A 12,413-nucleotide genomic window follows, 5' to 3' on the forward strand; every position below is an offset into this window, starting at 1 on the left:
GCTTATCCACCCTACAAAGTCAAAATCGAACCATAGGTCGGATAAGCGCAGCGTCATCCGATACAACTGGCGTAAATGGTGGATGACGCTAACGCTTATCCACCCTACAAAGTCAAAATCGAACCATAGGTCGGATAAGAGCAGCGTCATCCGATACAACTGGCGTAAATGGTGGATGACGCTAACGCTTATCCACCCTACAAAGTCAAAATCGAACCATAGGTCGGATAAGCGCAGCGTCATCCGATACAACTGGCGTAAATGGTGGATGACGCTAACGCTTGTCCACCCTACAAAGTCAAAATCGAACCGTAGGTCGGATAAGCGTTAGCGTCATCCGACATAACTGGCTTACCACCCCACAAGAAAGTAAAGACCCCGGCAGAACCGGGGTCAGACGCATATTTGTTATCACTACACTTTTGTGGCTAACGACGGGACGCTAATAAAGCCCCGATGAAAATACCTACGGCGGCGCTAATACCCACGCTTTGCCATGGTTTGTCGCGCACATAAGTATCGGCACAACCTACCGCATCACAGGCGGCTTGTTTCACACGGGTGCGACCATGAAGGCGAGCTCGTGTCTCTTTGAGCAGAGATTCCGCTTTTTTGCGGGCGGCTTCCCCTTCTTCTTTAACATCGCTACCGAACGATTTAAGAACCTCTTCCAGCGTGTCGGCCAGCTGGTTCACGTCACGGTTAATATCATCAACACCTTCGTCTACATCATTTCGATTTACACGGTTAAACATTAGTTTCTCCCTTGTTGCGATGTACTTCTCAGTGTAGACCATAATTTTTAGTCATGAGACAGGTCACGCGCTTTCGCGGTCTTTATGGACTAATCTGAAAGCGCTAGTAATGCTGGATATTGTAAGGTTGCGCTGCAATAGAAGATGATGAGGAAAAATTATGTATTTACGACCCGATGAGGTGGCCCGCGTTCTTGAAAAAGCCGGTTTTACCATGGATGTTGTCACACCAAAAACATACGGATATCGCCGTGGTGAAAATTACGTTTATGTGAATCGCGAAGCGCGTATGGGGCGAACTGCGTTGATTATTCACCCAACCTTAAAAGAACGAAGCCAGACACTGGCAGACCCTGCCACGGATGTTAAAACTTGCGATCACTACCAGCATTTTCCACTCTACCTTGCTGGCGAAACTCATCAGCATTACGGCATTCCGCACGGTTTTAGTTCACGCATTGCGCTGGAACGTTATTTGTCTGGTTTGTTTGGCGAGCATTAATCGAAACCGGTGTTGTTGCGCGTCACGGCGCAACGCTAACCTCAAGCCCCAGCTTTTGCATTCCGGTAACCGCTGATGCGGAATAAGCGACGGCAATAATCCAAAAAGTAGCCATACGCGGCACCCATAAACATCGACACCACAATGTTAGAACTGACTGCTGCAGCTATCTGGGTCCAGTCAGCACCGACCGACCACAAAATGGCGACGTAAACCGGTGACTGGAAAGTCACATAAGCCAGCACATCAGCAAGATTTTTCGCCCAGTTAGCTTTGCTATAACGTTTAGTCAAACGCATGAAAGCATCGCGATATAAACCGTAGGGCCAGGCAATCAGGATATTCACCGGGATGGCGACCAGCCTTGATGAGAGCGACTGCTCAAAGCTCATGCCGGAGAGAAAAATCTCTATCATCATGTTCACAACCGAGCAATACACTACCATCGCAAAAGTATCTGCGACTGCATGACGCAGGCGTGACTCAGGAGAAAACATTCTTCCAGCTCCTAATGAAAATTAGATATATACACTACCAGGTCGACATGATGGCAGTGCTAATGCGTGGCTTATTTTGATTTGACTAGATTATATCGCTGGTTGAAATCGTACAATTAGTGATTAATTTTTATTTAATCGCGTTTTGTCAATAAAATCCGCTAAATGGCACATAAAAGGCAGGGTTTCATTATTTTGTCGCTTCGTTATTAATTTTCATTTAAAAATCATTGGGTTAATTTTTCGTCAGTCGCAGCGGTTTTTCGGGCTATTCAGAGCCTGAATTTTTGTTGTGGGGTTGTTTATATAACGATGAGTGGGGCGGGGTAATTATGTGGTTTCAGGCGGGTGAACTGTAGCCCGCCTGATCATAGCGGCATTAGCAAACGCCAAAATCGTCGTCTTCTTTATACAAAACCACGTCTTCTGCTTTTAGCGTGACCTTTTCGCCGCTCAAAATATTCCTCGGGGTACAGAACAAAGTATCGCCCTGAACATCCAGCACTTCATACTTCGGGCCACCTTTCTTGGGTTGCACCAAATCGCCTGCCTTGAACATAATTAACCTCATTCAATTGAGAGAAATGAATTACGTATACCCGTCATCCTTCAAGCTGCAGGGGTGTTGGCTGCACTCACTTACCCAAATCACTTACTTAAGTAAGCTCATCGGGATAAGCTCCCTGGCCGCCTGGCTGCAACTCGAATGCTAACGGGTATATACCGTTAACCATAGCCCAAAATAACGGGACAAAAAGCCGAACTCACTCAGTGCTTATTCCAGGGCATTACTGCCAGCAAGCGTGCCATGCCGCAAAAACCGCTGATACCCGCAAACAGCAAACCCGCACCGACAAAACCCGACAGTAAATAGAATCCTGGGTGAACAACAAACCCCAGAATCACACCCGCAAGAACCAGGCTTCCGGCGGCAATTTGCACCTGGCGCATTAACGGCAACGGCTGTGATTTATCTTCGAGAATTTGCTGGCCATCTTTCTTCCAGGCCGTTAATCCCCCTTCCAGCAGCAACACTTTTGCGGGGGCCACGGCATCAACCAGTTTCTGAGCATTTTGCGTGGTGCGCATGCCGGACTGGCAATAAAAAATTACCGTATCGAAAGGGTCAAACGGGCCAAGTCTATCGCCATTTTCGATGGCAGAAAGCGACAGTAAATGTGCCTCGGCAATATTCTCACGCGCATATTCATCATGCTCGCGGATATCAATCAACGCCGCACCTTTGGTGAGCAGCGCTTTGGCATCGCTTGGGGAAATAGTCTGGATAGTCATGCTGTTCCTCACGGACAATAAATGGCTTTAAGCGTGCCAATGATCTCCCGAATGGCATCACTTTTAATGAAATAAAGAATGCGCTGCGCCTCGCGGGTACTGTCGATAAGCCCTTCATTGCGCATACGGGCAAGATGCTGAGAAGTGGCAGATGGACTTAGCCCAGTCGCCGTAGCCAGCTCGCCTGCTCCGGTGCCGGGGGAATCGAGCAACATGCAGAGGATCAGCAGCCGATTGGCGTTACTCATTGCTTTGAGTAGCTTTGCGGCATCGCTTGCGCTGGCCTGGAGTTTTAGCAGTTCGGGATTCATAGTTTTAGTTTAGCACTTACTTAATTAAGCAAATGCTAAACGAAAGGATGGGAAAATGCACGTGATTGTTAGCCATTGATCAGGATGATTGTTGATGCCTGGCCCAGGCCGCCAGTACCGTGCGCTCGGATAGCTCAAGGTACTCCGCGAGCGTACGGGCGGCTTTTTCATTTTGGTCATCAACCAGCAGCGCAAGGATGTGGGCATTCTTCTCAATATAAGGGGCATAGAGAATTTCGGGATCGTTAAGATGCCCGAATACTAGCCGGAGTTCTGCGGAGATATTGCGGTACAGGCGCGTCAGGCGCTCGCTGTCGGCCAATTCGACAATCGCCGTGTGGAATTTCATATTTGCCGTCCCCACCTGCCGCCATTCGCTGGTCTGGCGGTACTCCCGCGCTTCTTGCACAGCGGCTTCCATTTTGGCAACGGCTGGATGCAGCGGATAGGCATGGGTGAGGGCGTCGCACTCAATCAGCCGACGAATACGGTAAATATCGAGAATTGCCGCCATATCCGGCACTGCCACACAAACCCCGCGATTAGGCTCGTAACGCAGCAACCCTTCCTGGGTCAGCATGCGGAACACTTCACGCAGCGTATTGCGCGAAATATCCAGTTGTTCGCTGAGGGCAGCTTCCGAAAGGCGCGCGCCGGACGCGAGTTCGCCAACGATAATCTTCTGGCGGATAGTCTCGGCGATTTTCTCGCTCAGCATTTGAGTGGCGGCATCTTTCTTCATGTTGTTCTGCGGTAACCTGGTGAGCGGCAATCTTCACATATTAGCCTGGTAGCGGCAAGGCATTGAGACTGCGGGATTATTTCAATTCCATGCACTATAAAAGCGCATAACTGCATTTCTATGCACTCCACTGGTGCAATACCTCACTTTCTTCACGCCGCCGATCGGGAAAAAGTGATCGGCGTCGGTTTTTTATCATCCGGTTTTCGATTCTGTTTGTCTAATTAATCAACACTAACTAGCTTATTGTTCAACAATAATTTAATAGTTGATTAACAATCTCTGCTTTTACCTCAACGATGGTCTGTTTATTGCTTAACAGACAGGGTCATAATTCTAATAACGGAGAGAGTCAGATGGCAGCGCAAGAACTCGAAAATAAATCTTTTGTCCAGAAGCGTCGTTCCTCGCTGCTGGCGGCAATATTCCTGATGGCGACCTCGGCGATTGGCCCTGGTTTTATCACGCAAACGGCCACCTTTACCGCCACCATGGGTGCGGCATTTGCCTTTGGTATTCTGGCCTCGATCGTCATCGATTTTGTGGTGCAACAGAATATCTGGCGCGTGGTGACTGTTACGCGGATGCGCGCCTCTGACGTTGCCAATGAAGCGCTACCTGGCAGTGGTTACTTACTGGCGGTGCTGGTGATTTTCGGTGGGCTGGTCTTTAACGTCGGTAACATTGCCGGTGCGGGTCTGGGCCTGAATGCCATGTTTGGTATATCACCAAAATGGGGTGGGCTGCTCAGCGCACTGCTGGCGATCTACATCTTCTCCTCGCAGCGCGCCAGCAGCGCAATTGACCGCCTGATTATTGTCCTCGGCCTGGTGATGATTGGCCTGACGCTGTATGTCGCGTTTGTCTCTTCCCCGCCGGTCGGCGAAGCGCTGCGCCAGAGCGTGTTTCCGGACACCATGAACTTCGCCATGATCACCACCATCGTCGGCGGCACCGTGGGCGGATATATCTCGTATGCGGGTGCGCATCGCCTGTTAGATAAAGGCATGACCGGTGTCGAAAATATTGAAGCGGTTTCTTCGGCGGCGACCAAAGGGATTCTGGTGGTCGGGTTGATGCGTTACGTGTTGTTCCTCGCCGTATTGGGCGTAGTCGCCAGCGGCGTAACGTTAGACATTTCCAGCCAGGTGGCGAACCCGGCTTCTCAAGCCTTCCAGCACGCTGTGGGTAGCTTTGGTGTGCGCATCTTTGGTTTTATCTTCTGGGCAGCGGCACTCACCAGCGTGATTGGCGCGGCTTACACTTCAGTCAGCTTTATGACTGTTTTTAATAAGAAAATGACTGAGCGCCAGCGCAATATCGCGACCATTATATTTATTGCTGTCTCATTAGTGGTGTACGTGTTGCTGGGGACAGCTCCGGCTGCATTGCTGGTGTTTGCGGGCGGTTTCAACGGGCTTATCTTGCCAATCGGCCTAACGATTTTTGTCTACGTCGGCTGGAAACGTGCTGATTTAATGTCGGGTTATGTCTACCCGCGCTGGTTGCTGTGGACGGGTCTGGTGACCTGCGTGCTGACCTGGTACATGGGCGCACTCTCCGTTGGCGCTATTTTCGATTTCCTGAAAGTTGTTTGAGGAAAAGCAGATGTTAAAGACCATTGATCTCAATAGCGATTTAGGCGAAAGCTTCGGGCAGTGGAGCATGGGTGACGACGCCGCCATCCTCAAGGTGGTGAGTAGCGCTAACGTCGCCTGTGGTTTCCACGCCGGTTCCCCGGCAGGCATTCTTGAAACGCTGAAAGCGGCAAAAACTCAGGGCGTAACGGTCGGCGCGCATGTTGCCTATCCGGATTTAGTCGGCTTTGGCCGCCGTAACATGGACATCGCCAGCGACGAACTCACCGCCGACGTGATTTACCAGATTGGCGCACTGCAAGGGCTGGCACGCGCTGCGGGCACTCAAGTGCGCTACGTCAAACCGCACGGTGCGCTGTACAACACCATTGCTTATCACGAACGCCAGGCGCTGGCGGTGATCGACGGCATTCTGGCGGTTGACCCGCAGTTGCCGCTGGTTGGGCTGGCGGGTTCTCCGGTGCTGCAACTGGCGCAGCAAAAAGGGCTGAAAACCATCGCCGAAGCGTTTGCAGACCGTGCTTACCACGCCGACGGTACGCTGGTTTCGCGCCGCGAAGCGGGATCGGTATTGCACGATGCACAGCTTGTGGCGCAACGAATGCTGCAACTGATTACCGAAGGTGGTGTTGAATCCATTGAAGGGAAATTCACGCCGATTCAGGCCGACTCTATATGTGTGCATGGCGACAGCCCAGGCGCGATTGCTATGGCGAGCCAGATCCGCACCTTGCTGGAAGCGCAGGGCATTGCTATCCGCTCGTTTATTCCTCAGGCGTAAGGAGCGGCAGCTATGCAGAATAAGTTAATGAAAGCCAGCCAACAGGCGATTGCCGCCGCACGAGAAGCGCGCCAGGCGATTCGTCACGGTTTTGATAAACCTACCGCCGGAATGGCGCCAGGCATGACCCAGGCGAACATGATTTGCCTGCCGCGTGACTGGGCGTTTGATTTCCTGCTCTATGCCCAGCGCAACCCACAAAGCTGCCCGGTGCTGGATGTGATAGAAGCGGGCGGGCATCAGACCGTGCTGGCGGAAGGTGCCGATTTGCGCACCGACATTCCGCGTTACCGTGTCTGGGAGCAGGGTAAGCTGGCGGATGAAATCACCGACGCGCGCGCTGTCTGGGAAAAGCACCCTGACCTGGTCACCTTCTTAATTGGTTGCAGCTTTACCTTTGAAACGCCATTGCGTGAAGCGGGTATTGAAGTACGCCACATTACCGATAACTGCAACGTGCCGATGTACAAAACTAACCGCCTTTGCCGCCCCGCAGGGCGTTTACAGGGCGAACTGGTGGTTTCCATGCGCCCGATCCCGGCAGACAGGGTGGCAGACGCCGTGATGATCAGCGGCCGTTTTCCCGCAGTGCACGGTGCGCCGGTTCACATCGGCGAGCCGCATCTGTTGGGTATTAGCGATATTTCACGTCCAGATTTTGGTGATGCTGTGCGTATCGAAGCAGGTGAAATCCCGGTGTTCTGGGCATGCGGCGTGACTCCGCAAGCTGCGGTGATGAAATCGGGAGTGCCATTTGCCCTCAGTCACGCGCCAGGACACATGTTTATTACTGATGTACCGGATGCCGCCTGGCAGGGAGCGTGAAGTGAGATTTTTAGCCGTTAACTTAAGTAGCTTCCTGGTCGAACTGGATACGCTTGATGAAACACTGGCGTTGTTCGATGCGCTCAGCGCCGCGCCGGAAAAGGGGATCGAGGAGATCATTCCGGCAGCTCGAACCTTGTTGATCCGCTATCAGCCGATGCAAACCAGCATGGCGCAACTTGCTGGCAAAATCTCGAAGTGTTCTTTGCAGCACAAGGAAGCCAGCTACGGTCAACAGGTGACTATCCCTGTGCACTACAACGGCGAAGATCTTCCCGCAGTAGCGGAACTGATGGGCATCGCGGTGCAGGAAGTCATCCGCCGCCATCAGGAATCACTGTGGAACGTGGCGTTTACCGGCTTTGCGCCAGGTTTTGCCTATATGGTGTCTGACACTGGCGGTTGGCAAACACCGCGTCGCAGCACACCTCGCACCCGCATTCCCGCAGGTTCCGTGGCGCTGGCTGGGGAATTTAGCGGTATCTATCCACAAGCTAGCCCCGGCGGTTGGCAGCTTATCGGCCAGACTGACCTGCAAATGTGGGACTTAACGCGCGCGCAGCCCGCACTGCTGTTGCCGGGTAGCCAGGTGCAGTTTGTGGATGGCGCCGCAGGTAAGAAAATGGTTTCTCTGCCTGCCGTTGTTGCGCCACAAATTGCCCCCGCGAGTGACGCACCAACGCTGACCGTGCTGGCGACAGGCCTGCAAACCTTGTGGCAGGACAATGGCCGCAGCGGCAAAGCGGCGCTGGGTTTATCGGAATCCGGCGCGATGGATAAAACAGCACTGCACACCGCAAATCGTATTGTTGGCAACCCGAGTGATTCACCTTGCCTCGAAATCACGCACGGTGGTTTCCGCGCCCGGGCAAATGGCGATGTGGTGATTACCCTGACCGGTGCGCCATGCCCGTTGACCCTGAAAACGGCGGACGGCGAGCGTTATCGCGTGGAAAGTTATTGCCCACTCAATTTAGCCGCCGGAGATGAAATTCACGTCGGTACACCAGTTCGCGGGTTACGCAGTTATCTGGCGGTGCGCAGCGGGTTTGTGGTCGAACAAATTCTTGGCAGTGCCGCACGTGACAGCCTGGCGCAGTTAGGGCCAGCCGCGATTGCTGTTGGTGACATTTTACAGACTGGCGCACATCGGCACTGCAACGCCGTTTTGCTGGATGAACTTCCACAATCTGCCCTTCCTGCGGTGGGTGAAACAGTGACGCTGGATATTGTCGCAGGCCCGCGCACCGACTGGTTCACCGCCGATGCACTCGCTCGTTTAACCGCGCAGGACTGGCTGGTCACGCCACAGTCTAACCGCATCGGTTTGCGCCTCGCAGGTGAGCAACAACTGGAGCGCCGTCAGCACCAGGAGCTGCCGAGTGAAGGCACTTGTAGCGGCTCGATTCAGGTTCCTGCCAGCGGGCAACCGGTGCTGTTTTTGCACGACCACCCCTTGACCGGTGGCTATCCGGTGATTGCTGCGGTGGCAGAATATCATCTTGATTTGGCAGGGCAAATTCCGCCCGGCGCTGCCATTCGCTTTAACATTATCCAACCGTTTATCGAAATAACAGGGAGTAATGCCCGTGACCACCTCGCCGCATAAAGTTCTGATCGCCAACCGTGGCGAGATTGCCGTTCGCATCATTCGTGCCTGCCGTGATTACGGTGCGCAGGCGGTAGCGGTGTACGCTGACCCGGATGCCAACGCGCTACACGTGCAAATGGCTGATGAAGCCTGGGCGCTCCCCGGCACTAGTTCAGCAGACACCTACTTAAACATTGCAGCGCTGGTGGAGGTTGCAAAGCGCAGCGGTGCAACAATGGTGCATCCTGGCTACGGTTTTTTGTCTGAACGTGCCGAGTTTGCTCGCGCCGTACAGGAGGCGGGGCTTATCTGGATTGGTCCGCAGCCGGACACTATCGAGAAACTCGGCGATAAAGTGCAGGCGCGTAAAATCGCCATGGAAGTGGGAGCTCCGCTGGTCAAAGGCACTACAGATCCGGTGAATGGCGCGGGAGAAGTGCTCGATTTTGCTGCCACGCACGGTTTGCCGGTGGCGATTAAAGCTGCCTTTGGCGGTGGTGGGCGCGGCCTGAAAGTGGCCTGGAAACTGGAAGAAGTGGCTGAACTTTATCATTCCGCAACACGCGAAGCGTTGACGGCATTTGGCCGTGCAGAATGTTATGTCGAACAATATCTCGACCGTCCACGCCATATTGAAGCTCAAGTTATCGCTGATAAACATGGCAATGTGGTGGTGCTTGGCACGCGTGATTGCTCGCTCCAGCGCCGTAACCAGAAACTGGTGGAAGAAGCGCCCGCACCGTTTATTAGCGATGCCCAGCGCCTGCAAATCCACAGTGCCGCCCACGATATTTGCGCCCATGCGGGCTACGTTGGCGCTGGTACCGTGGAGTTTTTATTAAGCCGCGACGGTACGCTTTCGTTCCTCGAAGTGAACACCCGTTTGCAGGTAGAACATCCGGTCACCGAAGAAACTACCGGCCTTGATATTGTCGTGGAACAACTGCGCATTGCGGAAGGTTTACCGCTCAGTATTCTGGAAACCCCAGTCCCGCGTGGGCACTCGTTCGAATTCCGAATTAACGCTGAAGATGCTGGCAAAGGCTATTTACCGACACCTGGCAATATCACGGTATTCCGCGCACCAGGCGGGCCTGGTATTCGCCTCGACACTGGCGTTAATGCGGGTTCAACCGTCCCAGGCAATTATGACTCGCTGATGGCAAAACTCATTGTCACGGGCAGCAGCCGTGAACAGGCCATTGCCCGTGCACGTCGCGCCCTGCGTGAGTTTGAAATCGACGGCGTAGCCTCAGTGTTGCCATTCCACCGTGCGGTGATGGATGACGCTGATTTCACCGAAGGCTTCAAGGTGCATACTCGCTGGATTGAAACTGATTTTGCCGGGCGCATTGAATTTGCACCGCGTCAGACGCCCAAGGCCAATGAAACTTTAACCCGCACCTGGATTGAACTTGATGGCCGTCGCGTGCAACTGGGCTTACCTGCGAGCCTGTTTAGCGGTGCGGCGTTGTCTCAGCCAGGTAAAGCGCACCCGCCAGTGAACGAGCCGGTAAACGACGCGGCAGTTGAAGCACCGATCTCCGGTGTGCTCCATAGTTGGCTGGCAGAAGAAGGCAAAACGGTGCAGCAAGGGGAAGTGATTGCGGTAATGGAAGCGATGAAAATGGAAGTTCAGGTCGTCGCACATCGCAGTGGAACCCTGAAACAGCAGGCGACAACGGGGGATTTAGTCGAAGCTGGGCGTTCACTCGGTGATATTAGTTAGAATCTTACGGCGGGTGAACAGCCCGCCTGAATTACCCTACTAATATTTATAGGTATCATGCTTTTCAGAGTATTTGTTATTGATATGTGTTGGTGGTAGTCCAGCGTAAGAATATACTGGACACGTTTCAGATGGACTGAAATATACCCACAGTTTTTAGAACACATAATGGAATAACATGAAAAACATCTTCTTTTTTGACACTTTGATCACTCCAAAACTTCTGGTTGTACTGTACTGGTTAAGCATCATTTCAATCGTTATCTCTGCTGCTACAACGATTTTTCTAGGGCAGGCACTGGCTGGTATCTTTGGACTGGTGTTTGGTATTTTAGCTGTACGCGTCGGTTTCGAATTGATCATGATCGCCTTCAAAAATAACGAATACCTGAAGCGCATTGCTGAAAACTTGCCTGAAACAAAGTAATGCCCTTGTGTAGACTTATTAATTAATGAGCTTACTACTGCCTGTGATATTCAATTTTTTGAAATTGGAATCAATAAAATATTGGGTTACAGGCATTTTACTTTTGGCGAAAAAAAAGCCCACATAACTTTCGCTATGCGGGCCTTTAATTTTCTATACCCGTCATACTTCAAGTTGCAGCGTTGTTGGCTGCACTCACAAACCCCAGTCACTTACTCAAGTAAGCTCCTGGGGATTATGAGCCTAGTCCATGAGGCTCACCCTTCGGGCCAGCGCAAGCGCTGTTCAAATCTGTTCCAGACAGATTTGTAGCTCCCTTGCCGCCTACCTGCAACTCGAATTATTTAGGGTATAAGGTGATTATTCGTATTGCTGGTCGCGCTCTTTGGCTGCGCGTTGACGGTCGTAAAACTCATCCTCCGCAGCAATAATTTCATCAATCAGTGAACCCATATCCACATCATGAGCTTCTTCGACGAATAGCCCCGTTAGCGGTGTTTCTGGGGTTAATTTTCCGTCTTCATATAACGCCCAGATCTCTTTCGCATAGCGTGTTTGCAGTAATTGCGGGGCGAACTGGCCGTAATATTCGGTGATGTTATTCACATCACGTTCAAACATGGATTCAGCATGGTTGTTTGCTGCGGCGTCCACCGCTTGTGGCAAGTCGATAATCACCGGCCCTTGCGCGTCTTGCAGTACGTTAAACTCCGATAAATCGCCATGCACCAGGCCCGCACACAACATGCGTACGATATTGCGGATCATGGTTTCGAAATCAGCCAGCGCACTTTCTTCGCTCATCGCCACATCGCTCAGACGTGGAGCCACCAAACCTTCAGCATCGGTGACCAGTTCCATCAATAACACGCCATCAATACACATATATGGCTGCGGCACGCGCACCCCGGCGTTTGCCAGGCGGAACAACGCTTCCACCTCAGCCATTTGCCAGGTTTCTTCTTGTTGCTTGCGTCCGAACTTTGAGCCTTTCTGCATGGCACGGGTGTTGCGAGAATTGCGGACTTTGCGCCCTTCCTGATACTGCACAGCTTGCTTAAAGCTACGCTGCATAGCTTCTTTGTACACTTTGGCGCATTGGATCTTGTCACCGCATAAAACGGTGTAGACGTCGGCTTCTTTGCCACTTTTCAGGCGCTGAAGTACATCGTCGATCAGGCCATCATCAACCAGCGGTTGGAGTCTGTTTGGGATTTTCATGCGGCTTTATACCTTATTTCAGCCATTTTTCGTATCAATAACACAGACGGCGATAGCAGAAAAAGTGGACAATATTTGCCACGGAAACGGAAAGTTAACGTAACTGTCTGTATTCATTTGCTTGTCTGCAATTGTAGGGCG

At 52.2% G+C, this 12,413-nt stretch carries 14 protein-coding genes; 7 read left to right on the forward strand and 7 right to left on the reverse strand.

Features of this window, described 5'->3' with window-relative positions:
- Nucleotides 1–428: 428 nt before the first annotated feature.
- The gene (locus EC843_RS19235) at nucleotides 429–755 is read right to left on the reverse strand and encodes a DUF883 domain-containing protein (protein WP_034457412.1); all 327 of its coding nucleotides are present in this window, start codon (nucleotides 753–755) and stop codon (nucleotides 429–431) included.
- A 160-nt stretch (nucleotides 756–915) separates the two neighbouring features.
- On the opposite strand from EC843_RS19235, the gene EC843_RS19240 reads away from it, so the two are divergent.
- The gene (locus EC843_RS19240; RefSeq protein ID WP_064544004.1) at nucleotides 916–1,257 is read left to right on the forward strand and encodes a DUF2002 family protein; all 342 of its coding nucleotides are present in this window, start codon (nucleotides 916–918) and stop codon (nucleotides 1,255–1,257) included.
- A gap of 41 nt (nucleotides 1,258–1,298) precedes the next feature.
- Here EC843_RS19240 and alaE read toward each other — a convergent pair whose 3' ends face one another.
- The 5 genes from alaE to EC843_RS19265 all read right to left on the reverse strand — a co-directional run bounded on the left by alaE (nucleotide 1,299) and on the right by EC843_RS19265 (nucleotide 4,100).
- The gene (gene alaE, locus EC843_RS19245; protein ID WP_064544006.1) at nucleotides 1,299–1,754 is read right to left on the reverse strand and encodes an L-alanine exporter AlaE; all 456 of its coding nucleotides are present in this window, start codon (nucleotides 1,752–1,754) and stop codon (nucleotides 1,299–1,301) included.
- 379 nt (nucleotides 1,755–2,133) lie between these two features.
- Nucleotides 2,134–2,313, reverse strand: a complete 180-nt coding sequence (locus EC843_RS19250; RefSeq protein WP_064544059.1) for a hypothetical protein — start codon at nucleotides 2,311–2,313, stop codon at nucleotides 2,134–2,136.
- A gap of 209 nt (nucleotides 2,314–2,522) precedes the next feature.
- Nucleotides 2,523–3,047, reverse strand: coding sequence for a rhodanese family protein (locus EC843_RS19255; RefSeq protein WP_133522891.1), 525 nt, complete (start codon nucleotides 3,045–3,047; stop codon nucleotides 2,523–2,525).
- A gap of 8 nt (nucleotides 3,048–3,055) precedes the next feature.
- Complete coding sequence (locus EC843_RS19260; RefSeq protein ID WP_064544010.1) at nucleotides 3,056–3,358, reverse strand: metalloregulator ArsR/SmtB family transcription factor; 303 nt, start codon at nucleotides 3,356–3,358, stop codon at nucleotides 3,056–3,058.
- Nucleotides 3,359–3,437: 79 nt separating this feature from the next.
- Nucleotides 3,438–4,100, reverse strand: a complete 663-nt coding sequence (locus EC843_RS19265) for a GntR family transcriptional regulator (RefSeq protein ID WP_064544012.1) — start codon at nucleotides 4,098–4,100, stop codon at nucleotides 3,438–3,440.
- Nucleotides 4,101–4,456: 356 nt separating this feature from the next.
- On the opposite strand from EC843_RS19265, the gene EC843_RS19270 reads away from it, so the two are divergent.
- The 6 genes from EC843_RS19270 to EC843_RS19295 all read left to right on the forward strand — a co-directional run bounded on the left by EC843_RS19270 (nucleotide 4,457) and on the right by EC843_RS19295 (nucleotide 11,051).
- Nucleotides 4,457–5,698, forward strand: a complete 1,242-nt coding sequence (locus EC843_RS19270) for an NRAMP family divalent metal transporter (protein WP_064544015.1) — start codon at nucleotides 4,457–4,459, stop codon at nucleotides 5,696–5,698.
- Between the two features lie 10 nt (nucleotides 5,699–5,708).
- Nucleotides 5,709–6,479, forward strand: a complete 771-nt coding sequence (locus EC843_RS19275; RefSeq protein WP_064544016.1) for a 5-oxoprolinase subunit PxpA — start codon at nucleotides 5,709–5,711, stop codon at nucleotides 6,477–6,479.
- 12 nt (nucleotides 6,480–6,491) lie between these two features.
- A complete protein-coding gene (locus EC843_RS19280) occupies nucleotides 6,492–7,304 on the forward strand; it encodes a putative hydro-lyase (RefSeq protein WP_232887281.1) in 813 nt (270 codons plus the stop codon).
- 1 nt (nucleotide 7,305) lies between these two features.
- Nucleotides 7,306–8,913 (forward strand): 5-oxoprolinase/urea amidolyase family protein, encoded by a 1,608-nt coding sequence (locus EC843_RS19285; protein WP_133522892.1) that lies wholly within the window; start codon nucleotides 7,306–7,308, stop codon nucleotides 8,911–8,913.
- Nucleotides 8,894–10,624, forward strand: coding sequence for a biotin carboxylase N-terminal domain-containing protein (locus EC843_RS19290; RefSeq protein ID WP_243739167.1), 1,731 nt, complete (start codon nucleotides 8,894–8,896; stop codon nucleotides 10,622–10,624). The genes EC843_RS19285 and EC843_RS19290 overlap by 20 nt, the downstream gene beginning before the upstream one ends.
- Before the next feature lie 178 nt (nucleotides 10,625–10,802).
- Nucleotides 10,803–11,051 (forward strand): DUF4282 domain-containing protein, encoded by a 249-nt coding sequence (locus EC843_RS19295; protein WP_064544024.1) that lies wholly within the window; start codon nucleotides 10,803–10,805, stop codon nucleotides 11,049–11,051.
- Between the two features lie 360 nt (nucleotides 11,052–11,411).
- Here EC843_RS19295 and EC843_RS19300 read toward each other — a convergent pair whose 3' ends face one another.
- Nucleotides 11,412–12,272: a PA4780 family RIO1-like protein kinase gene (locus tag EC843_RS19300; RefSeq protein WP_064544026.1), complete on the reverse strand. Its 861-nt coding sequence runs from the start codon at nucleotides 12,270–12,272 to the stop codon at nucleotides 11,412–11,414.
- Nucleotides 12,273–12,413: the final 141 nt, after the last annotated feature.

Source organism: Buttiauxella sp. JUb87, from assembly GCF_004361975.1.
In the GTDB taxonomy this organism is placed as follows: domain Bacteria; phylum Pseudomonadota; class Gammaproteobacteria; order Enterobacterales; family Enterobacteriaceae; genus Buttiauxella; species Buttiauxella ferragutiae.